The organism is Pseudomonas sp. 1121_17, assembly GCF_052850745.1.
This window is the reverse complement of sequence record NZ_VXCX01000002.1, coordinates 243,822-264,450: the sequence shown is the minus strand read 5'-3', so window position 1 is coordinate 264,450 and position 20,629 is coordinate 243,822. Positions and strand designations below refer to the sequence as shown.

General features: G+C 63.6%; 21 protein-coding genes. 9 read left to right on the top strand and 12 right to left on the bottom strand.

Annotated features, from left to right (window positions below; all coding sequences use genetic code 11):
- The first annotated feature begins 44 nt into the window (after positions 1–44).
- The 3 genes from FW789_RS06085 to FW789_RS06075 all read left to right on the top strand — a co-directional run bounded on the left by FW789_RS06085 (position 45) and on the right by FW789_RS06075 (position 3,942).
- On the top strand, positions 45–1,067 hold the full coding sequence (locus tag FW789_RS06085; protein ID WP_103437248.1) for an XdhC family protein: 1,023 nt from the start codon (positions 45–47) through the stop codon (positions 1,065–1,067).
- 86 nt (positions 1,068–1,153) lie between these two features.
- Entirely contained in the window at positions 1,154–2,803 is a 1,650-nt protein-coding gene (locus FW789_RS06080; protein WP_103437247.1) for an MFS transporter, read from the top strand.
- Entirely contained in the window at positions 2,800–3,942 is a 1,143-nt protein-coding gene (locus tag FW789_RS06075; RefSeq protein ID WP_446431141.1) for an HlyD family secretion protein, read from the top strand. The genes FW789_RS06080 and FW789_RS06075 overlap by 4 nt, the downstream gene beginning before the upstream one ends.
- A 9-nt stretch (positions 3,943–3,951) precedes the next feature.
- On the opposite strand, the gene FW789_RS06070 is transcribed toward FW789_RS06075, so the two are convergent.
- From FW789_RS06070 to FW789_RS06040, 7 genes are all read right to left on the bottom strand, one after another.
- The gene (locus FW789_RS06070; protein ID WP_446431140.1) at positions 3,952–4,827 is read right to left on the bottom strand and encodes an AEC family transporter; all 876 of its coding nucleotides are present in this window, start codon (positions 4,825–4,827) and stop codon (positions 3,952–3,954) included.
- A 114-nt stretch (positions 4,828–4,941) separates the two neighbouring features.
- Positions 4,942–5,379, bottom strand: coding sequence for a type II 3-dehydroquinate dehydratase (gene aroQ / locus FW789_RS06065; protein ID WP_186698222.1), 438 nt, complete (start codon positions 5,377–5,379; stop codon positions 4,942–4,944).
- Positions 5,380–5,383: 4 nt separating this feature from the next.
- Positions 5,384–6,202 (bottom strand): shikimate dehydrogenase, encoded by an 819-nt coding sequence (gene aroE / locus FW789_RS06060; RefSeq protein WP_186698224.1) that lies wholly within the window; start codon positions 6,200–6,202, stop codon positions 5,384–5,386.
- Positions 6,199–7,431 (bottom strand): CaiB/BaiF CoA transferase family protein, encoded by a 1,233-nt coding sequence (locus FW789_RS06055; protein ID WP_446431139.1) that lies wholly within the window; start codon positions 7,429–7,431, stop codon positions 6,199–6,201. The genes aroE and FW789_RS06055 overlap by 4 nt, the downstream gene beginning before the upstream one ends.
- Positions 7,428–7,883: a MaoC family dehydratase gene (locus FW789_RS06050; protein ID WP_186698228.1), complete on the bottom strand. Its 456-nt coding sequence runs from the start codon at positions 7,881–7,883 to the stop codon at positions 7,428–7,430. The genes FW789_RS06055 and FW789_RS06050 overlap by 4 nt, the downstream gene beginning before the upstream one ends.
- Positions 7,880–8,275 carry a VOC family protein gene (locus FW789_RS06045; RefSeq protein WP_101319171.1) on the bottom strand — a complete coding sequence of 132 codons (396 nt, stop codon included), beginning with the start codon at positions 8,273–8,275 and terminating at the stop codon, positions 7,880–7,882. The genes FW789_RS06050 and FW789_RS06045 overlap by 4 nt, the downstream gene beginning before the upstream one ends.
- Complete coding sequence (locus tag FW789_RS06040; RefSeq protein ID WP_411561715.1) at positions 8,272–9,219, bottom strand: ketopantoate reductase family protein; 948 nt, start codon at positions 9,217–9,219, stop codon at positions 8,272–8,274. Before FW789_RS06040 ends, FW789_RS06045 begins: the two co-directional genes overlap by 4 nt.
- A 93-nt stretch (positions 9,220–9,312) precedes the next feature.
- Here FW789_RS06040 and FW789_RS06035 point away from each other — a divergent pair, with 93 nt between their 5' ends.
- The 3 genes from FW789_RS06035 (at position 9,313) to FW789_RS06025 (ending at position 12,124) form a co-directional block, all read left to right on the top strand.
- Positions 9,313–10,239, top strand: coding sequence for a LysR family transcriptional regulator (locus FW789_RS06035; RefSeq protein ID WP_186698233.1), 927 nt, complete (start codon positions 9,313–9,315; stop codon positions 10,237–10,239).
- A gap of 214 nt (positions 10,240–10,453) precedes the next feature.
- Positions 10,454–11,746, top strand: coding sequence for an MFS transporter (locus tag FW789_RS06030; protein ID WP_101319166.1), 1,293 nt, complete (start codon positions 10,454–10,456; stop codon positions 11,744–11,746).
- A gap of 96 nt (positions 11,747–11,842) precedes the next feature.
- Complete coding sequence (locus tag FW789_RS06025) at positions 11,843–12,124, top strand: hypothetical protein (protein WP_186698235.1); 282 nt, start codon at positions 11,843–11,845, stop codon at positions 12,122–12,124.
- A 47-nt stretch (positions 12,125–12,171) separates the two neighbouring features.
- Here the strand turns inward: FW789_RS06025 and FW789_RS06020 are convergent, their stop codons facing one another.
- Complete coding sequence (locus FW789_RS06020) at positions 12,172–13,104, bottom strand: LysR family transcriptional regulator (RefSeq protein ID WP_103437243.1); 933 nt, start codon at positions 13,102–13,104, stop codon at positions 12,172–12,174.
- A gap of 120 nt (positions 13,105–13,224) precedes the next feature.
- On the opposite strand from FW789_RS06020, the gene FW789_RS06015 reads away from it, so the two are divergent.
- The gene (locus FW789_RS06015; protein ID WP_446431138.1) at positions 13,225–13,494 is read left to right on the top strand and encodes a DUF2790 domain-containing protein; all 270 of its coding nucleotides are present in this window, start codon (positions 13,225–13,227) and stop codon (positions 13,492–13,494) included.
- A gap of 4 nt (positions 13,495–13,498) precedes the next feature.
- Here the strand turns inward: FW789_RS06015 and FW789_RS06010 are convergent, their stop codons facing one another.
- Positions 13,499–14,197: a tRNA (adenine(22)-N(1))-methyltransferase gene (locus FW789_RS06010; protein WP_103438769.1), complete on the bottom strand. Its 699-nt coding sequence runs from the start codon at positions 14,195–14,197 to the stop codon at positions 13,499–13,501.
- Positions 14,198–14,361: 164 nt separating this feature from the next.
- On the opposite strand from FW789_RS06010, the gene FW789_RS06005 reads away from it, so the two are divergent.
- A complete protein-coding gene (locus FW789_RS06005) occupies positions 14,362–14,742 on the top strand; it encodes a RidA family protein (RefSeq protein WP_103437241.1) in 381 nt (126 codons plus the stop codon).
- Between the two features lie 45 nt (positions 14,743–14,787).
- Positions 14,788–16,887, top strand: coding sequence for a TonB-dependent receptor family protein (locus tag FW789_RS06000; protein ID WP_446431137.1), 2,100 nt, complete (start codon positions 14,788–14,790; stop codon positions 16,885–16,887).
- A 54-nt stretch (positions 16,888–16,941) separates the two neighbouring features.
- Here FW789_RS06000 and FW789_RS05995 read toward each other — a convergent pair whose 3' ends face one another.
- The 3 genes from FW789_RS05995 to FW789_RS05985 are packed head-to-tail and all read right to left on the bottom strand — an operon-like array spanning position 16,942 to position 20,620.
- Positions 16,942–19,131, bottom strand: a complete 2,190-nt coding sequence (locus FW789_RS05995) for a xanthine dehydrogenase family protein molybdopterin-binding subunit (protein WP_411561718.1) — start codon at positions 19,129–19,131, stop codon at positions 16,942–16,944.
- Entirely contained in the window at positions 19,131–20,117 is a 987-nt protein-coding gene (locus FW789_RS05990; RefSeq protein ID WP_446431136.1) for an FAD binding domain-containing protein, read from the bottom strand. The genes FW789_RS05995 and FW789_RS05990 overlap by 1 nt, the downstream gene beginning before the upstream one ends.
- Complete coding sequence (locus FW789_RS05985; protein ID WP_150569336.1) at positions 20,114–20,620, bottom strand: (2Fe-2S)-binding protein; 507 nt, start codon at positions 20,618–20,620, stop codon at positions 20,114–20,116. Before FW789_RS05985 ends, FW789_RS05990 begins: the two co-directional genes overlap by 4 nt.
- Between the last annotated feature and the right edge of the window lie 9 nt (positions 20,621–20,629).

Below are 20,629 nucleotides of genomic sequence, written 5' to 3'. Positions count from 1 at the left end.
AGCGAGCATGACTGCATAGTGCACAAACAGATCAAGGAACACCGATGGAAAGCATTGACCTGATGGTCCTGCGCACCGCCCGCGACTGGTTGGCGGCTGGCGAGCAGGTGCTGCTGGCGACCGTTGCCCGCACCTGGGGCTCGTCGCCACGCCCGGTCGGCTCGATGATGGCCCTGCGCGAGGACGGCCGGGTGATCGGCAGTGTTTCCGGCGGCTGCATCGAAGATGACCTGGTCCACCGCTACACCCGCGCCTACGGTGGCAGCGGTGTGAGCGACGGTTTGCCGCAGGTGGTGTGCTACGGCGTCAGCGCCGATGAAGCCCACCGCTTTGGCCTGCCCTGCGGCGGCACCCTGGAGTTGGTGCTCGAATTCAATCCCTGTCATCAAGCCCTTGGCCTGCTGCTGGAGCGGCTGGATGCGGGCGGCCTGGCCCGACGCAGCCTGGATCTGGCCAGCGGCACGGCGACGCTGGAACACACTTCGACGCCAGAGCAATTCAGCTTCGACGGCGCGCGCATGGTCAGCACCCTTGGTCCTGGTTACCGGATGTTGCTGATCGGCGCCGGCGCTTTGGCCGAGTATGTGGCTACCATGGCCCAGTTCAATGGTTTCAAGGTCACCGTGTGCGATCCGCGACCGGAACACATGGCGGGCTGGAGTGTTGCCGGTGTCGAGCAGGTGGTTGGCATGCCGGATGACGTGGTGCGGGCGTTCGTGCCGGACCTGCGCACCTGCATTCTGGCCCTGAGCCACGACCCCAAGCTGGATGACCTGGCCCTGCTCGAAGCCCTGCACGGCCCGGCGTTCTATATCGGCGCAATCGGCTCGCGGCGCAATAGCCAGCAACGACGTGAGCGGTTGATCGAGCACTTTGGCGAAACCGAGGCGTCACTCAAACGGTTACACGGTCCTATCGGTATTTACATTGGCAGCAAGACCCCAGCCGAGATTGCCGTGAGTGTGATGGCGGAGATTCTCGCTTGCAAAAACAATGTCGAACTGCCGGGCGAGCTGTCGGTTACCGAAGCCAAACGCGCGCAAGAGCTTGAGTTGCTGGCCGGTTGAGCAGCGCTAAAATTGCTGCAGCAGCTTCACCCGCTTGACTGATCTGACGTACAGTTTCGCAAGTTGACCAAGGCCAAGCCCTTCCGATGGACAAGTACGCACCACGCCAGTGGCTCCCCCACGAAAAGCCGACCATTCCCGGCTCGCCGTCGACCCCGCTGCATCCACCGCTGACCCGCCTCGCCTACGGCGCGGTGGGCCTGCTGGTGGCGATCACCGGCGGCCTGGGCAATGCTCTGGTGACCGCCAACCTGACCTTCCTGCAAGGCGCGCTCGGTGCCACCAGCGCCGAAATGGCCTGGCTGCCGGCGGCGTTCGTGATGACCAACGTGTCGATGAACCTGCTGCTGGTGAAGTTTCGTCAGCAGTTTGGCCTGCGCGCGTTCACCGAGGTGTTTCTGGTGCTGTATGCACTGGTCACCTTCGCCCACTTGTTCGTCAACGACATTAACTCGGCCATCGCCGTGCGCGCAGCCCACGGTATGGTCGGTGCAGCGCTGAGCTCGCTGGGCCTGTACTACATGATTCAGGCCTTCCCCGAGCGTTGGCGACTCAAAGCCATGGTGCTCGGCCTGGGTGCCTCGCAGCTGGCGATACCGCTGGCGCGGATCTTCTCCGAAGACCTGCTGCAGATTGCCGAATGGCGCGGTTTGTACATGTTCGAACTGGGCCTGGCGCTGACCGCGCTGGGCTGCGTATTACTGCTGAAGTTGCCGCCTGGCGACCGTTTCAAGACCTTCGAACCGCTGGATTTTCTCACTTTCGGCCTGATGGCCAGCGGCACCGCCCTGCTCTGCGCCGCGCTGTCGCTGGGGCGCATCGAATGGTGGCTGGACACGCCGTGGATCGGCATGGCGCTGGCGGCCTCGATCGGTTTGATCTGCGCCGGGCTGGCGATCGAGCACAACCGCAGCAACCCGTTGTTGATGACCCGCTGGCTGAGCAGCGCCGCGGTGATCCGCCTGGCCCTGTGCGTGATCCTGATCCGCATGGTCACCTCCGAGCAATCGACCGGCGCGGTGGGCTTTCTGCAAACGCTCAACCTGGGCACCGAGCAGCTGCGCAGCCTGTATGCGGTGATGCTGCTGGGCGCCGTGGCCGGGCTGGTCACCAGTGCCCTGACCATCAACCCCAAGCACCTGGTGCTGCCGCTGTTCGGCTCGCTGGCGCTGATGGCTGTCGGCGCCTACATGGACAGCAGCTCGAGCAACCTGACCCGGCCAGCGCAGATGTACCTGAGCCAGTTCATGCTGGCGTTTGGCAGCACCTTCTTCCTCGGCCCATCGATGGCGTTGGGCATCGGCCACGTGCGCGCCAACCCGCGCAACCTGGTCAGCTTTTCGGTACTGTTCGGCATCTGCAACAACCTCGGCGGCTTGCTTGGCGCGGCCTTGCTCGGCACCTTCCAGACCGTGCGCGAGAAATTCCACTCGAGCAACCTCAGCGAACAGCTGAGCCGCCTCGAACCCCTGGTAAACGCCCGGGTCCAAAGCGGTGGCGGCGGCTATGCTGGAGTCATTGCCGACCCGGCCCTGCGCATTGAAGTCGGCACCCGCTTGTTGGCCAATGCCGCCACCCGCGAAGCCAACGTGCTGGCTTACAACGATGTATTCCTGCTGATCGCCGGGATTGCCATACTGACCATGCTCTGGATTTCGCTGCGCAGCCTGTGGGTCTGGCACACGACCCGCCAGGCGGCCCTTTCCGACTCAAACCGCGGCGCTTCGAATCAATGAATGAAGAAACACCGATCACCTCTACCAACGCCATTGCCGAAACTCCGGAAGGTCAGACCCCGCCCACGCAGCCGAGCAACCCCGGCGGCTCGCGACGAGTGCGGGTATTGTCTGTCCTGACCTTTGCCGGTGTGGCCCTGGCCGGCATCCTGCTGGTGCTGTATGCCTGGCAACTGCCGCCATTTGGCAGCGATATCGAGAGCACCGAAAACGCGCTGGTGCGTGGCCAGGTCACGCTGATCGGCCCGCAGCTGTCCGGCTATGTCGTCGAAGTGCCGGTGCAGGACTTCCAGTACGTCAAGGCCGGCGACCTGCTGGTGCGCCTTGATGACCGCATCTACACCCAGCGCCTGGCCCAGGCCGTTGCGCAATTACAGCAACAGCAGGCCGCGCTGGCCAACAACCTGCAGCAGCGCAAGAGCGCCGAGGCGACCATCGTCCAGCGCCAGGCGGCGATCACCGATGCTGCCGCCCAGGCCGACAAGAGCCAGGCTGACCTGCGCCGCAATCAGGCGCTGGTCAGCGACGGTTCGGTATCGCGCCGCGAGCTGGATGTCAGCCGCGCCAATCATGCAGCATCAGTGGCAAGCCTGGCCCAGGCCAAGGCCGCGCTGGAGATCGCGCGCCAGGACGTAGAGACGGTGATCGTCAACCGCGCCTCGCTGGAAGCCTCGGTAGAAAACGCCAAGGCCGCGGTCGAACTGGCCCGCATCGACCTGGACAACACCCGCGTCACAGCACCGCGCGATGGCCAGCTCGGCCAGATCGGCACGCGCCTGGGTGCGTATGTCAATTCAGGTGCGCAGTTGATGCCGCTGGTCCCGGACAACCACTGGATCATCGCCAACATGAAGGAAACCCAGATGGCCAAGGTACGCATTGGCCAGCCGGTAACCTTCAGCGTCGATGCGCTCGATCACTTGAAACTGCGCGGCCACGTGCAGCAGATCTCACCCGCGACCGGCTCCGAGTTCGCCTTGCTGCAAGCCGACAACGCCACCGGCAACTTCGTCAAGATCGCGCAACGGATCCCGGTGCGGATCACCGTCGACCCGGACCAGCCCGACGCCAAGCGCCTGCGCCCAGGGATGTCGGTGGTGGTCGGCATAGATACCCGCGCCGAGCATTCAAGCGACTAGGGCTGCGGGTTACAGCCACCAGGCCAGCACCAGCGGCAACCAGACGAACGACAGGATCGTCGAGCACATCACCAGGTTGGCGACCTCGTCAGGTGAGCGCTTGGCGCGCACGGCCAGCAGGTAGTTGAACACTGCCACCGGCATCGACGATTGCAACACCAGGATGGCCCTGGCCATGGTTTCCAGGTCAAGCAGCTCACCCACTGCCCAGCCAACCGCGCCACCCAGAACGATCCGCAGCCCGCCCAGCAGCATGCCCTTGCCGACCTGCTGCAGGCGGATGCTGGCCAGCGACACGCCGAGGGTCAGCAGCATCAACGGGATGGTCATGCCGCCCAGCAGGTTGACGGTATTGGCCAGCCACTTGGGCAATTCCCATTGCAGAAAGATGATCGGCATGGCCCCCGCCAGGCTGATCACGATCGGGTTGCGCAGCAGCGCCTTGAACGAGCTGGCGCCGCCAGCCACGGCAATGCCCACGGTGAACTGGAAGATCGACAAGGTCAGAAAGAACGCCACCGCCAGCGCCAGGCCATGCTCGCCAAAGGCGTACAGGCTGATTGGCAGGCCCATGTTGCCGGTATTGGGATACATGAACGCCGGCAACAAGACGCGCCAGTGCAGGCCAGACAAGCGGCTGACCAGCAGCCCGACCAAGGCCATGCCAGCCATGCACAGTACGCAGGCCAACGCCATATTGGTAAAGGCCGACTGGTCCAGTTTGGTCCGGCTCAAGGTCGACAGCACCAAGGCTGGGGTGCCGATGTTCATCACCAGTCGGGCGATGAATTCGGTGGGATAGTCGATACCGCTGCGGGCCCAGCCGTAGCCAATGCCCGCGACGATAAACACCGGTGCCAGAACAGCGAACAACGAAGCCAGCATGCCTTGCCCTCACCAGCGATCAGCGCTGATCGCCCGAAAAAGATCCCAGTATGCCCCAGCAGCCTCGCGGTCGGCGTTCTGGCGGTGGATAAAACGCAAACAGATCAGCTGCAATCAGAGCATGCCCATCGCTGCTCGCAACGCCAGCCGGTAAGTATCAACGCCAAACCCACAAATTTGCCCGCGTACCACCTCGGCGAACACCGAGTGATGACGAAACGCCTCGCGGGCATGGATGTTCGACATGTGCACTTCTACCACCGGCACTTCCAGAATCGCCAGCGCATCGCGAATGCCGTAGCTGTAGTGGGTCCAGGCCCCGGCATTGATCAGCACGGCATCGACCCGCTCTTCGTAGGCCTGGTGAATACGCTCGCACATCGCCCCTTCGTAGTTGCTCTGAAAGCTCTCGATGCGCGCGCCGAGTTCCTCACCCAGCGCCTGTAAGGCCTGATCGATGTCTGCCAACGTGGCCGTGCCGTACTGGCGTGGGTCCCGTTTGCCGAACATGTTGTGGTTGACGCCGTGCAGCATCAGGATATTGACGCTCATGGCGCTACTCGAGTGGGATGGTCAGTTGGTTGATCACAGTGCGCGTCTCAGGCCGCACCCCGCGCCACCAGGCAAATGCCTCTGCCGCCTGCTCGACCAGCATGCCGACGCCGTCGGCCAGGTTCGGCACGCCCTGCTCGCGGGCCAGCCGCAGGAATGGCGTGAGGCCCTTGCCATAGGCCAGCTCGTAGGCCAGCTGGGCACCGTTCAATACGTCAGCAGGCACCGGCGGCAGCTCACCGCTGAGGCTGGCCGAGGTGGCATTGATAACGATATCGAAGGTCTCGCCCTGCAGCTCTTCGTAACGGCTGATGCGCAGCAGCGGGTGGTCGACTTCATTGCGCAGCGCCACGGCTTTGGACATATCGCGGTTGACGATGACCAGCTCCAGCGGCGCTGCCTGCAGAAACGGCAGCAGCGCACCGCGCACTGCACCACCGGCGCCGAGCAACAGCACCCGGCGGTTGCGCAGCGGCTGGCCAAGGTTGCTTTCGATATCGCGCAGCAAGCCGATGCCATCGAAGTTGTCCGCAACGATGCGCCCGTCTTCGAACTTCAGCGCGTTGGCGGCCCCGGCCAGCTGGGCGCGCTCGCTGCGCCGGTCGGCCAGCTCGAACGCGCGCAGCTTGAACGGCGCAGTGATGTTCATGCCCAGCCCGCCCGACTCGCGAAAGCCCAGTACCTGCGCTTCGAAGCCGTCAAGTTCGCCTTCGATGGCGCCGTATTCAAGTACCTGCTCACTGACCTGGGCAAACAGGCCGTGAATCAGCGGCGATTTGGTGTGGTTGATCGGCCGCCCGATCACTGCATAGCGGTCAGTCATGTTGCATCTCCGTGGCTGAACAAGACCCCATCTGCCTGCATCGCAGCGATCTGTTCAGGGCTGAAACCAAGCCCGGCGGCGATTTCGGCGTTGTGCTGGCCGAGGTCCGGGGCGACCTGGTGAATGGTGGTATCGCAGTCCGAGAAGCGAAACGGCAGGTTAGGCAGGCGCAAGGTGCCGTAGCGCGGGTGCTCCTGTTCGATGACCATGTTGCGGGCTTTGATCTGCGGGTCGGCGAGCACCTCGTCGATGCGCTGGACCTTGGCGCTGGGGATGTCGATGCTGTCGAGCAAAGCGAGTATATCCGCCACCCGCCGCGCGCCGACCCACTCGCGCACCACCGCCAGAATGTCCTCGCGATTGGCGTTGCGCCCGTTCAGGCTGTGGAAGCGGCTGTCGCTGCCAAAGCCGCTCGGGCCGCCGTTGGCTTCGAGCATGGCGGCGAAGCGCTGCCAGGCGTCGTCCACCTGCGCAGCGATGACCAGGTTACCATCGGCGGCGCGGAAGACCCCGTACAGGGTCGACGTCGGCATGTCATGCCCAGTCTGCTCGGGCAGCACGATGCCGTCGGACAGCGTGTAGCACTGCACGGCGTATTCGTGCATCGACACCAGCGTGTCGTAGAGGGCCATGTCGATATGCTGGCCGCGGCCACTGCTGACCCGGCCCAACAGCGCCGCGTTGATTGCAGCTACGGCATGAATGCCGGTGTACATGTCACCCAGCGAAATACGCAGCAACGGCGGCGCCTCGCCCGGCACGCCGACCATCTGCATGATGCCGCTCTTGGCTTCGGCGATCAGGCCGAAGCCTGCGCGGTGCGCATCAGGCCCGGTGTGGCCATAGGCCGAGATCGAGCAATAGACCAGCCGCGGGTTGCGCGCCGACAGCTCGCTGTAGCCCAGACCGAGCTTTTCCAGTGCACCGGGGCGGTAGTTTTCGATGAATACGTCGGCCGAGTCGGTCAGGCGCTGCATGAAGGCCTTGCCGCGCGGGTCGCGCATGTTGACGCTGGCGCCCTGCTTGCCCATGTTCAGTTGCAGAAAGTAACCGCTCTGCTGCTCGTCGAGGGTAAAGGCATGCTGGCGCCCAGCATCACCTGTACCTGGGCGCTCGACCTTGATCACTTCGGCGCCCAGCGCAGCCAGGCAGCGGCCAACATACGGGCCGGCGAGAAAGTGGCTGTAATCGATGACGCGGATGCCTGCGAGTGGTAATGCCTGACTCATGCCTGCGCCCTCCTTGGGACCATCAACCGGTGCTCGCCACGCTGCGCCACTTCGCCGTGCTGGTTGATCAGCTCCGACGGCAAGACCACGATGCCCCAGCCTGGGCGGCTCTTGCTTGCGCGCATCGAGCCGACGCGCATGCGCACGTGGAGCACGTCGTTGACCTTGATCGGCAAGAGGAAGTCCCAGGTCCAGCCCAGCGACATGCCGGGCACGAAGCGGTATTCGCATTGGGTCTTGAGGCCGTCGGCAATCGACAGGCCGAACAAGCCATGGGCAACCAGGCAGCCGAAGTGGCTGGCGTTGGCGTAAGCCTCGTCGACGTGGACCGGGGTGTGGTCACCGGTAAGGTCGGCGTAGGCCAGAATGCGCTCACGGGTCACGGTATAGCTTGGGCTGATGCACTCGTCGCCTTCACGGGCATCGTCCCAGAATTTTTCCACTACGTTCATGCTTGCTCCTGTGCACGTGGGTCAATCGCCAATGCCTGGGCTACGCAGCTGACCGGACGGGCCTGAATCAGCTCGATCGCCAGGCCATCCGGCAGGCGGAACCAGTTGAAGCCTTGCGGCAATGGCGTGACGCCGAAGCGCTGCGCAGCAGCCAGGCTGGCCTCGAGGTCTTCGCACATGATGCCCAGGTGGGCCATGCGTCCTTCCGGGCCGGCAAAGTCCGGCTGATGGATGAACTGCAACCCGCCCAGGGTCCAGTACTGCGCAGGCTGCTCGAGGCTGCCCTGGACTTCACGCATGGTCATGCCGCACACCTCGCTGAAAAAGCCGATGTGCCAGTGGATGTCCTTGACGAAGAATGCAACGTGTTCAAGGTAGGCTTTGGCAGTCACTTGAAGTCCCTCTTTTGATAGTCGCCCATGGCGCGTTCAATGCCTTTGATGCAGGCCACCAGGGTTGCGTTGACCGGTGTGGGCACGCCATGGCGCTGGCCCCAGCGCACAACGGAGCCGTTGATGAAATCGATTTCGGTGATCGAGCCTTTTTCCAGGCTCTGCAGCATCGAGGTGCGAAAACTCGCCGGCAGGCCTTCGGCAGCCAGTTGCCAGGCGGCTTCTGGGCTGGTCAGGCTGAGGCGGATACCGGCCCGCTCGGCGACCGCGATGGCTTCGGCCACCGCTGCCTTGGCCGTGCTCTCGAGCAGCGGTTCGCTGTACAGCTGGCCATAGCTGAGCATGGTGATGCCGCTGAGCGCGCCGGTGGCGACGTTGACCAGCAGCTTGTCCCACATGGTGCCGAGGATGTTGTCGCTGACACTGGTGGCCAGCCCGGCGCCGTTGAAGGCGTCGGCAATGGCCTGCACCCGCGGCGTCAACTGACCGTCGAGCTCGCCGATGAAGGTCTGCTTGCCCACTACCCCGGCGCGAATCGAGCCGGGCGCCAGCAGCACGCCACCGACGTAGGTCTTGCCCGCGAGTACACGCTCACGGCCCACTGCCTCGGCTAGAATGTCCTCGTGCCCCAGGCCGTTCTGCAGGGACAGCACCAGCGTCTGCGGGCCGATCAAGGCACTGGCGCCGGCAATCGCTTCAGCGGTATGGAACGACTTGACCAGCACCACCACCAGATCGGCCGTACCGATCTCTTCGGCATCGATGCTGGCGTTGACCCGCACGTGGCGCTCGCCACGCTCATCATCGACGTGCAGGCCGTGCTGGTTGATCGCATCGACATGCGCCTGGCCGCGGTTCAACAACCAGGTTTCGTGCCCCGCCTCGCTCAAGGCAGCGCCAATGGCGCAACCGAGGGCGCCGGCTCCAAGAATGCAGATTTTCACGTCGCAAGCCTCCTGTGCTTTGCGACCACATTAGGCAGGCGGGCTTATTTGGGCTATACAATGGCCTCAATAGCACTATTGAGAATTACAATAATGACGTCGTTGGATGCCCTGCCAGATCCCAAGCTGCTGCGCCTGTTCGATGTCCTCTACAACTGCCGCAGCGTGACCCGCGCCGCCGAGCAACTGGGCCAGAGCCAGCCCACCATCAGCATCTGGCTGGCACGCCTGCGCGAGCAGCTGAACGACCCCTTGTTTGTGCGCACCCCCGGCGGCATGGCGCCCACGCCGCGGGCCGACCAGTTGATCGGGCCGTGCCGTGAGGTGCTCGAATCGCTGCGCCGACTGACCGCCTCCGAGCCACAATTCATCGCCGCGACCGCGCAGCGGCGTTTTCGCTTATGCGTCAGCGATGCCAGCCACATCACCTTGCTGCCGAGCATCCTCAATCATCTGCGCTCGCACGCGCCGGGCATCCGCCTGGAAGCGGCACGCATCGACGGCAATACCGAAAGCGCGCTGGAATCAGGCGAAGCCGACCTGGCCATTGGTTTTGTGCCCTGGCTGGGCGGCGGCATGTACCAGCAGGTGTTGTTCGAGCAGGACTGGGTGTGCCTGAGCAACCCCAAGCATGCCACCGAAGGCGAGCCCATGAGCATCACCCGCTACCGGACCGAGGGACACGTGCAAGTCAGTGCCGGCACCGGCCAGAAATTGCTCGAGGCGGCTCTGACCCGGGCCGGCATCGAGCGCCGGGTGATGCTTGAGCTGCCCGGCTTTCTCGGTTTGGGCATGGTGGTCGGCTCGACCGACCTGCTCGCGACGCTCCCTCGGCATATCGGCCAGACACTGGCCGCCATGCACGGCCTGCAGATGACCGATTGCCCGCTTGCGGTCGACGGCTTCACGGTCAAGCAGCACTGGCACGCACGCTACCACCAGGACAGCGGCAATCGCTGGTTGCGCGAGTTGATTCGGCAGTTGTTTCAGCCGCCACGGCTGGCTGATGGCCACGCCTGACAGCGCGGGCTGCTGCATCAACACCCCGACCGTTGATCCTGCGGCGGATGGTCGCAGGGCCAGCCCCCTTGGCAAATCCAGGATAACGCTTAAAATCGCGCCTCCTTTTCGCCAGTCACCCTGCTACAGGCACCCTCGCTACCGGTCCGCAACGGCCCGGCCCAGCCTGCGCGGCAAAAAGGCACACATCTGCTGATTTCTTCTTGAGGTATGTATGTCTCCGCGTTTGCTGGCCATGGCGCTGGCGCCCCTGCTTGGGCTGTTCATCATGGCCCTGGGCAATGGTTTCATGTCTTCGTTGACCACACTGCAACTGGGTACGGCGGGCGAATCGGCGACGATGATCGGTATCGTCTCTTCGGCCTACTTCATCGGCCTGACCCTGGGCGCCCTGTTCAATGACCGGCTGATCCTGCGCATCGGCCACATCCGAGCCTACAGCAGCTTCGCCGCGCTGATCGCCGCCACCAGCCTGATGCAGGGCCTGTTCTACGACACCACCTGGTGGATGGCCATGCGCCTGATCAACGGCTGGGCTGCCGTCGGCGTGTTTCTGGTGATTGAAAGCTGGTTGCTGATGGCCGGCGACGCGAAGATCCGCGGGCGCCTGCTGGCCCTTTATATGATCGCCTTCTACGGTGCTGGCGTGCTGGCTCAGGCTGCGTTGGGCGAGATCACTGGCCTGGGCGCCAGCGCGCCATACATGGTTGCCGGCATGCTGGCGGCGCTGTCGGTGCTGCCGATCGTGATCCTGCCGCAGGTATCGCCGGTGCTCGATCAGGTCGAACCGCTCAAACCCCGGCAACTGCTGGGCGTGGCCCCTACCGGCCTGGTCGGTTGCTTTGGTTCGGGAGTGGCAATCGCCGCGGTGTATACCTTGCTGCCGCTGTACTTGCAGCGTATCGGTCTGGCGGTGGGTGAAGTCGGCACCATGATGGCCTGGGTGATTCTCGGCGCCATGCTGCTGCAATATCCGGTGGGGCGCTGGTCCGACCGCAAGGACCGCCAGGATGTGTTGATCACGCTGGCCGCGCTGTGCACCGTGCTGTCGCTGGTGATCGGCCTGCTGCCGGCCAACTCGGTGCTGTTGCCAGCAATGCTGTTCCTGCTCGGCGGCTGTGTGTTCGCGGTGTACCCGGTGTCGGTCAGCAGCGCTGCCGACCGCGCCCCAGCGGATGCGCTGGTGCCGATGATCCAGGGCCTGCTGCTGATCAACTCGCTGGGCTCGGCAATGGCGCCGCTGGCGATTTCGCCGGTGATGACCTCGTACGGCGAAGTCGGCCTGTTCTGGGCATTTGCCGTGATAAACCTGGCCATGGTCAGCTTCTTCCTCTGGCGCCGCGGCAAGCGCCCGGCACCGGAGCATCCCGCGCCGTTTGCTGCGAGCACCACGTTCTCGCCGAGTGGCGCCGAACTGCGGGTGACCGAAGAACTGCGCCATGCTGTGCAGGAGCACCCATCGATGGCTGAAACCCAGGCGCCGGCGCCTGCTGCAGAACACGCCTGACCCGCGCCGGGGGCATGACCGCTCGTCGCCCGACGGGCACCCTGCCCCCGCTGGCGTGGCCGAACACATGACGATCATCCTTATAGGAGATTCACCATGGTTCGCTTCCGCCCGCTTCCGTTAGTTCTTGCCCTGTCGTTGGGCCTTGCTTCTACCGTCAGCATTGCTGCCACAGACATGAACAGCGGCAAGTCCACCACTGAACAGTCCTCTGGCGACCAACCGCGTGGCAGCACCGCCGGTGACGGCAGCAGCGTCAACACACCAGGCGGAAGCCCGGATAATGACAGCAGCGATACCGGTACCGATTCCGATGGCGCAGAAGGCAAGACCCCTGGGCCAAGCGACTCGAGCAGTGCCGAGCAAGACGATCATTGATCGCAGGGGCGCTGTGGGGAAACCTGCAGCGCCGCGCTTCAGTTCAATCAGCGCCAGTGGCGCTGTTCTTCGACTATCTGTTCATGCGCCTGGAACATCAGCGGCAATTGCTCCTTGAGCATGTCCAGCCAGGTCCGCACCTTGGCATCCAGATAGTGCCGGGACGGGTAGATCGCATAAATCTCCCGCTGACGCAGGCGATGCGGCGCCAAGACCCGGCATAGCCGTCCCTGCTCGATCGCTCTGGTCGCGGAAAAATACGGAATCAAGCCAATCCCCATACCCAGCTCGGTAGCCTGCAACATGGCATCCGCGACGTTGGTCAGGAAGGTCTGCTGCGGTTGAATCACGCAGCTCTCGGCCGCTTGTTCAAACACCCAGTCCTCTTCGAACAATGGGTCGCCCATGCGCATGCACACATGCTGCTGCAAGTCCTCTGGACGCTCGGGCACTCCGTGACGCGCCAGATAGTCAGGTGAGGCACAAAGGATGCTGTAGATGCCGCCCAGGGGGATGGCAATCAGCTGCGAATCCGGCAAGCCGCGGCCGATGGTGATGACCACGTCGTGGCCCTCATCAAGCGGATCGGGATTGCGCTGCGAGAGGGTCAGCTCCATCACCACTTCCGGGCAGGCCGCCTGATAGGCCGCCACCAGCGGCATCATCAGCAGGCCCAAGCCATGGGTGGAGTGCACCCGCAGCCGCCCGCGCGGGGTCAGGTGGGCACCGCGCGCCTCGTCCATGGCTTCTTCACTGAGCAACAGGATCTGCCGCGCCCGCTCAAGGAAACGCTCGCCCGCCTCGCTCATGCGCAGGCGCCGGGTAGTGCGGTGCAGCAGGCGAGTCTGCAACTGGTTTTCGAGCTCGGCGACGATGCGTGAGACCTGGGCGGCAGAGATGTCGAGGGCATTGGCGGCGCCCGCGAAACTGCCGCAATCGACTACCCGGGTGAAAGTCCGCATGGCATGCAGCATGTCCATGGAAGCGCGCTCCTGAAGTTTAATTCGTACATCAAGAGCAGCAATTTATCACGTTGCAGGCCATTTATTGTGAATCGCCAAGCAATGCATCATGGCTCATACGTAATCGAGGAGCTCATCATGAAAGCCGTTATCGCAATTTTTGCCGTTCTCAGCTCAGTGGCCACCACCGTTGCCTACGCGGACCAGGGCAATCAACAACCAGCACCCGCAGCGGTTGAGCAATACCACTACGGCATGCCGTTGGACATTGCCAAGGTGATCTCCATTACCCCGGCAAGCGACATCGAAGACTGCAAGGTGGGCACCGCGCGGATGGCCTATCTGGACCAGCAAGGCCAGCGCCACGACATCAGCTTCCGCGAGATGGGCAACTGCTCGCAGATGTAATCGATCAGGCCCCGGCCAGCAGTTGAGTAATCCACTCGACCTGCTCGCTGAACAGCCGGGCCTTGGCCTGCGGCACCTCTTGCGCATGCTCGAAGTGCGCCAGGGTCTGCTGGCGCTGACGCAGCACGCGGCGCCACTTGCCCAGAAACGCCTCGCTGCGCTGCTCCATCAAGCACGGGCCAAACAATAGCTGCTGCGGCGTGTAGACCACGTCAGCAGCCGGCACGGCAACGATGATTTCGTAGTCGAAGCGGTTCTCGCGCAGCACCTCTTCATGCTCGATGCGGTAACCGTTTTTCATCAGCCAGGTGCGCAGCTCCTGCTCGCCACCGTTGGGCTGCATGATCAACTGCTCGGTGCCGGTGAGGTAGTGCTTGCCGCGCTCGAATATCTCGCACATGGTCTCGCCGCCCATACCGCACAGGCTGACCACATCGATCCGGTCACCCGCCTCGATCGCCGCCAGGCCATCCGCCAGGCGCACGGCAATACGCTGCTCCAGGCCATTTTTACGCACCTTGCGCTGCGCCGAGTGAAACGGCGTCTGCGCCACTTCGCCAGCCACGGCAAACTCGATCGCCCCGCGCAGCATCAACGCCACCGGCAGGTAACCGTGGTCCGAGCCAATATCCGCCAGCCGCGCTGATGCCGGCACGTTCGCCGCGACCCGCTCCAGGCGCTGCGACAGTGTGTGTTCGTTCAAGCCCTGTTCCTTCTGCATAACCGAGGCTGTGCGCTCGGCCAAATGGCCGCGATTCTGACCGGCTATGCCTACTATTTCAATTTCAATGGCCCAGCGGCGGCTCGACCGGCCCGGCTCGCTCACGTAGGCTTGCGCCTTTCCTCCCGTGCTAGGCATCTATTCCCATGGCAAATGCAGACATCACCTTCATTCCAGACCCAGACCCGGACTCAATCTCGTCCGACGTGACCGGCTTCGGCAATTTGCTGGTGAGCACGCAGATCCCGACCCGGGCAGACGGCAGCCTGGAGCTGGGCGGTATTGTCGAGCAGAGCGAATGCACCCTGCAGGCGCTGAAAACTGCGCTGGAGCGCGCTGGCAGTTCCATGGACCGTGTGCTGCACTTGACCATCTACCTCACCGACATGGCCGACCGGCCTGCATTCAACGAGGTGTACCAGCGCTTCTTCAGCCAGCCATGGCCGGTCCGAGCGGCCGTTGGCGTGGCGGCATTGGCGGTAGAAGGTATGCGCGTCGAAGTAACCGCTATGGCCGCAAAGGCCTGACCCTGGCCCACCCGTCACCACCGTTTTGAAGCAGCAGGAAGCCCCATGCGTCGCCATTTCACCGTTCTACTGCCAACCCTCGGCCTGTGCAGCCTGGCCCATGCCGAGCCTGCGACCACCTTCAACCTGCTCGAGCCGGTGGTGGTCACGGGCACCTATGCACCCAACCAGAGCTTCGACCTGCCCTACTCCATCGATACCGTGGAGCGCGCGCAGATCGCTGATGGCCAGTTGGGGGTCAATTTGTCCGAGGCGCTCAATCGCGTGCCCGGGCTGGTGGTGCAGAACCGTCAGAACTACGCCCAGGACCTGCAGATATCTTCTCGCGGGTATGGCGCTCGGTCGGCATTTGGCATTCGCGGGATCAAGCTGCTCAGCGATGGAATCCCGGCAAGTACGCCCGACGGCCAGGGCCAGGCAGCCTCGCTCAACCTCGATGTGGCCGAGCGCATCGAAGTGCTGCGCGGCCCTGCGTCGGCGATTTACGGCAGCAATGCCGGCGGGGTGATCCAGATGTTCTCCCGCGATGGTGCTGGGGCGCCCAAGGTCGGCGTCGACACCACCTTTGGCAGCGATGGCTTCAACAAGAACCATGTCTACGGTGAGGGCGGCAACGACTACGCCGGGTTTGTCCTCGATGCTTCCCGGCTGGACACCGACGGCTACCGCGACCACAGTGCGGCGCGGCGCGACCAGACCTTTGCCAAGGTGCATGTACGCCCTGATGAAGACAGCCGCCTGGCACTGATCTTCAGCACTTTGGAGCAGAACGGCACCCAGGACCCGTTGGGACAGACCTGGCAAGGTTACAAGGATGATCCCCGCTCAGTGATCAGCCGCGCCGAAGAATACAACACGCGCAAAAGCATCCATCACCAGCAAGTTGGGATGAATTACGAGCGTTACTTCGGTGACGCGACGTTGCAGTTCAATCTGTATGCGGGCAAGCGTAGTGTGATTCAGTATCTGTCCATTCCGAGAGATATCAACGGCGTGATCACTGCGGCAAACCAGCGCGGTGGCGGCGTGGTCGATTTCGACCGGGAGTTCCACGGTGGCACCTTGCGCTGGATTCAACCGATCGAAGTCGCCTACGGTGCCCTGACCCTCACCGCCGGCGCGGATTACGACCGCAGCACGGATGACCGCCGCGGCTTCCAGAACTTCAGCGGCGACACCCCTGGAGTCAAAGGTGAACTGCGTCGCGACGAGAAGGACACCGCCACCAGCCTCGACCCTTATCTACAAGCCCACTGGGAACTCGACCGCTGGACCGTCGATGCTGGCGTGCGCCGCAGCAGCATGGAAATGGAGGTCAACGACAAGTACCTGGCCAATGGCGATTCCAGCGGCTCGAAAAAGTATCAACGCACCACGCCTACACTGTCGGTGATGTACGCCTTCACCCCTGAGCTGCACGGCTACGTCAGCGCTGGCAAGGCGTTCGAGACCCCGACGCAGGCCGAGATGGCCTATGCGCCAGGTGCCGTGGAAGGCTTCAACTTCGGCCTCAAACCCGCGACCAGCACCCAGTATGAGATCGGCCTTAAAGCCCGCCCGGACGAGCGCACCCGGATAAACCTGGCTCTGTTCGAGATCCAGACCGAAGACGAAGTAGTGGTATTTGCTTCAAGCAACGGTCGCACTAGTTACCAAAACGCCGGTCAGACACTGCGACGCGGCCTGGAGCTTGGTGTACAACGGGAGCTGAGCGAACAATGGCAGGCCAACATCGCCTACACGCTGCTTGATGCAACCTATGACGAATCCGTCAGCCAAGGCAGCAGCACCATCGAGAAAGGCAACAATTTGCCTGGCGTACCGCGCAGCAGTCTATATACCGAGCTCGTATGGAAACCGCATCCAGGGATCAGCATGGGCCTTGAGGGCCAATATCGCAGCAAAGTCTACGTTGAGGATAGCAATCAACAGACTGCTGCGCCGGCCTATACCGTATTCAACTGGCGCACGCGCTTCGAGCAGAACCTTGGCCCATGGACCTTCCATCAACTGCTGCGGTTGGACAACCTGACCGATCGCCAATACGTCGGTTCGGTGATTGTCGGCGATGGCAACCAGCGCTACTACGAAGCAGCCCCCGGCCGCTCCTGGTACGCCGGCGCCGGCATGGAATACCAGTTCTGACCGCTGCCCCGACTGCAGCAGCCTCGATCCAGGCCGCTGCAGCCGGAGTCAGCCTCAACCAAGCACTCGATCAATCGTCAACGGGAACTCACGCATCCGCTTGCCGGTTGCGTGATACACCGCATTGGCCACCGCCGCTGGCACCCCGACGATGCCGATCTCGCCCACGCCCTTGGAGCCGAGCGCGTTGACGATCTCGTCCGGTTCATCTACGAACAGCACATCGATGTCAGCGAAATCCGCCTGTACCGGAATGTGGTACTCAGCCAGGTTGTGGTTCATGTAGCGGCCCAGCTCATGGTCGATCAAGGTCTCTTCATGCAGCGCCATGCTGACGCCCCAGACCACCCCACCGAGAATCTGGCTGCGGGCCATCTTCGGATTGATCACCCGCCCCGCTGCAATCGCGCTGACCACCCGCCCAAGACGCACCGTACCGAGCTCTTCATCGACCCGCACCTCAACGAATACCGCTGAGTGCGTTGCCGTTGCATAGCCGTCACGGCGGGCATCGGGCTCGCACACCACCTTCGCCTCCAGACCACTGCGCGGCAGTATCTCGCCCAGCGGATAACGGCGGCGACCAGCGTGCAGCTCACCCTCACTGATAACCATGTCCTCAGCCGGATGACCGGCCAGCTCCGGGTAGCAGCTGCGCGCCGCCATCAGCAGTTTGCCACGCAGCACTTCACAGGCCTGGCGCACTGCTGAACCGACCGATGACACCGTAAACGAGCCGCCCTGCAATGGCGCGGTCGGCAGCGCCGAATCGCCCAGCAGGAAGGTCACCTCGCCCGGCGCCATGCCCATCGCGTCAGCCGCGATCTGGGTCATGACGGTATAGGTACCGGTGCCGATATCGGTGGTCGCGCTGCTCACCACCAACTGGCCGTGGGCATCGAGGCGCGCACGGGCGCTGGCTTTCATCTGCATCGCTTCCCAGACCCCGCCGGCCATGCCCCAGCCGATTAACTCATGGCCTTCGCGCATGCTGCGTGGCTGCGGATTGCGCGCGGCCCAGCCAAAGCGTTCGGCACCTTGGCTGTAGCAGTCCAGCAGGGCTTTGCTGGAATACGGTTTACCCTCGTTGCCGTTGCTCTCGGCAAAGTTGTGCCGGCGCAGCTCGACCGGGTCCATGCCCAGCTCCACTGCCAGCTCGTCCATCGCGCACTCCAGGCCGATCAAGCCCAGCGCCGCACCGGGGGCACGCATGTCCAGCGGCGTGTAGACATCCAGCGGCACCAGGCGGTAGTCCAGGGCCACGTTGTCACACTGGTAGAGCATGCCGCTCCATTCGACCACGTGCTCGGTGAAGTCTTCGAAACGCGAGGTCTGGCCGGTAGCCGCATGATGGATCGCCTGCAGCTTGCCCTGCGCGTCAGCGGCCAGGCGCAACTGCTGCACAGTGCGTGGGCGGTAGCCGAAGGTGAACATTTGCTGGCGCGTCAGGGTGACGCGCACTGAGCGCTGCAGTTGCAGCGCCGCCATCACTGCCAGTGGCAACTGATACTGCGGGCGCAAACCAGAGCCGAAGGCGCCGCCGACATAGGCCGCGAATACTCGCAGTTTCTCCTTGGGCAAGCCGAACACGCTGTGCAGGTAATCACGGCAATTTTGCGTACCTTGGGTCTTGTCGTGGACTTCCAGATTGCCGCCTGGGTGGTAGATGACCGTGGACGCGTGCGGCTCCATCGGGTTGTGATGCTCGATAGGGGTGCTGTATGTGGCATCGACCCGGATCTTGGCAGCGTCATAGGCTTGCTGGAAGTCGCCGCGGGGTTTGGGTAGCTCAGCCGGCGCGGGATGGGCCTGCCCGGCAAGCAGATCGGTCTGATGGGCGTCGGTTTCGTATTCGATGCGCACCAGCGTGCCGGCATGCCGGGCCAGTTCGAGGTTGTCGGCGACGACCAGTGCCAGCGGCTGACCGCTGTAGAGCACACGGTCGTTGTATAGCGGGCGAAACGGCGAGCCATCGGCCGAATCAGCGTCTTCGTACTGCTCATCTTCGCCCGCCAGCTTTGGCCGGTTCTGATGGTGCAGCACCGCCACCACGCCTGGCAGGCGCAATGCTGCCTCGCAGTCGATATGGCGCACGCGGCCGCGAGCGATGGTGCTCGAGACCACGCTGCCATGGAGCAAATCAGGGGTGGGGTATTCGGCCGCGTAACGGGCCTGACCGGTGACCTTGGCCGGGCCGTCGACGCGGTCCATGGGCTGGCCGCTAACGGGTTTCAAGGTATTCATCAGGCAACTCCTGTTGCGGCAGCTTCAGTGAAGGCGCGGACGATGGCCGCGTGGGCCAGCTTGATCTTGAAGGCGTTGTGCGCCAGTGGCTTGGCATCAGCCAAGAGCATGTCTGCAGCTGCGGCAAAGCTTTCGCTGCTGGCAGCACGGCCCTGCAGCATTTGCTCGACTGCGGGGTTGCGCCAAGGTTTGTGCGCAACCCCGCCGAGTGCCAACCGCGCGCTGACGATGTTGTCGCCGTCCAGTTCCAGCGCGGCGGCAACCGAGATCAGCGCAAACGCATAGGACTCCCGATCGCGGACCTTGAGGTAGTGGCTGTGCTGGCTGAACTGCGGCGCCGGCAGCTCGATGGCGGTAATCAACTCATCGTCTGCCAGCTGGTTGTCGCGCTGCGGGCTGTCACCCGGCAGGCGATGGAAGTCGGCAAAGTCGATCTGGCGTACGCCAGCCTTGCCCTGCACATGTACCCGCGCCTCCAGCGCTGCCAGCGCCACACACATGTCCGAGGGGTGCACCGCAACGCAGCTGCCACTGGCGCCGAGAATCGCATGGATGCGGTTGAGGCCATCACGGGCTGGGCAGCCCGAGCCAGGTTCGCGCTTGTTGCACGGCGTGCTGGCGTCATAGAAGTAGTAGCAACGGGTGCGCTGCAGCAAATTGCCACCAGTGCTGGCCATGTTGCGCAGCTGCGGCGATGCACCTGCCAGGATCGCCTGGCTGAGCAGCGGATAGCCCTGTTCGACGAGGGGATGCCAGGCCAGGTCGGCGTTGCTTACCAGCGCACCGATCAGCAGCCCGCCCGCCTCGGTTTGGCTGACCTGGTCCAGCGGCAGGCCGGTGATGTCGATCAGGTGTTCGGGCTGGTCGAGGTTTTCTTTCATCAGGTCGAGCAGGTTGGTGCCGCCAGCGATAAACCGCGCCTGTGGGCCGGTCAGGGCCAAAGCGGCGTCGATGCTGGTGGGCTTGCTGTACTGGAACGGAGTCATGGCCGCGGCCCTCCATGAATCAACGGCAAGGTCGCTTCCACGGCATCGAGAATATTGCTGTAGGCACCGCAGCGGCAAAGGTTGCCACTCATGGCTTCCTTGATATCGTCACGGCTGCGCACGCGGCCTTCGTTGGCCATGCCCAGCGCCGAGCAGATCTGCCCGGGGGTGCAGTAGCCGCACTGGAAGGCATCATGCTCGATGAAGGCTTGTTGCAGCGGGTGCAGGCTGTCGCCGTCTGCGACCCCTTCGATGGTGGTCAGTTGGTCGCCATCGCACATGATCGCCAGGGTCAGGCAGGCGTTGACCCGGCGGCCATTGCGCAGCACCGTGCAGGCGCCGCACTGGCCGTGGTCGCAGCCTTTCTTAGTGCCGGTCAGGTCGAGCTGCTCGCGCAGCAGGTCAAGCAGGGTGGTCCAGGGCTGCACCTGCAGCTGCCGGGGCGTTCCGTTCAAGGTCAGGCTGATGGCCTGGCCGCTAGGGTCGGTCGGGGTGTCGCTCATGGTCGGGGC

Bases quoted from the DNA above. Each gene is read 5' to 3' on its own strand.
- FW789_RS06085 (WP_103437248.1), top strand. From the start codon at position 45: ATGGAAAGCATTGACCTGATGGTCCTGCGCACCGCCCGCGACTGGTTG.
- FW789_RS06080 (WP_103437247.1), top strand. From the start codon at position 1,154: ATGGACAAGTACGCACCACGCCAGTGGCTCCCCCACGAAAAGCCGACC.
- FW789_RS06075 (WP_446431141.1), top strand. From the start codon at position 2,800: ATGAATGAAGAAACACCGATCACCTCTACCAACGCCATTGCCGAAACT.
- FW789_RS06070 (WP_446431140.1), bottom strand. From the start codon at position 4,827: ATGCTGGCTTCGTTGTTCGCTGTTCTGGCACCGGTGTTTATCGTCGCG.
- aroQ (WP_186698222.1), bottom strand. From the start codon at position 5,379: ATGAGCGTCAATATCCTGATGCTGCACGGCGTCAACCACAACATGTTC.
- aroE (WP_186698224.1), bottom strand. From the start codon at position 6,202: ATGACTGACCGCTATGCAGTGATCGGGCGGCCGATCAACCACACCAAA.
- FW789_RS06055 (WP_446431139.1), bottom strand. From the start codon at position 7,431: ATGAGTCAGGCATTACCACTCGCAGGCATCCGCGTCATCGATTACAGC.
- FW789_RS06050 (WP_186698228.1), bottom strand. From the start codon at position 7,883: ATGAACGTAGTGGAAAAATTCTGGGACGATGCCCGTGAAGGCGACGAG.
- FW789_RS06035 (WP_186698233.1), top strand. From the start codon at position 9,313: ATGACGTCGTTGGATGCCCTGCCAGATCCCAAGCTGCTGCGCCTGTTC.
- FW789_RS06030 (WP_101319166.1), top strand. From the start codon at position 10,454: ATGTCTCCGCGTTTGCTGGCCATGGCGCTGGCGCCCCTGCTTGGGCTG.
- FW789_RS06025 (WP_186698235.1), top strand. From the start codon at position 11,843: ATGGTTCGCTTCCGCCCGCTTCCGTTAGTTCTTGCCCTGTCGTTGGGC.
- FW789_RS06020 (WP_103437243.1), bottom strand. From the start codon at position 13,104: ATGGACATGCTGCATGCCATGCGGACTTTCACCCGGGTAGTCGATTGC.
- FW789_RS06015 (WP_446431138.1), top strand. From the start codon at position 13,225: ATGAAAGCCGTTATCGCAATTTTTGCCGTTCTCAGCTCAGTGGCCACC.
- FW789_RS06005 (WP_103437241.1), top strand. From the start codon at position 14,362: ATGGCAAATGCAGACATCACCTTCATTCCAGACCCAGACCCGGACTCA.
- FW789_RS06000 (WP_446431137.1), top strand. From the start codon at position 14,788: ATGCGTCGCCATTTCACCGTTCTACTGCCAACCCTCGGCCTGTGCAGC.
- FW789_RS05995 (WP_411561718.1), bottom strand. From the start codon at position 19,131: ATGAATACCTTGAAACCCGTTAGCGGCCAGCCCATGGACCGCGTCGAC.
- FW789_RS05990 (WP_446431136.1), bottom strand. From the start codon at position 20,117: ATGACTCCGTTCCAGTACAGCAAGCCCACCAGCATCGACGCCGCTTTG.
- FW789_RS05985 (WP_150569336.1), bottom strand. From the start codon at position 20,620: ATGAGCGACACCCCGACCGACCCTAGCGGCCAGGCCATCAGCCTGACC.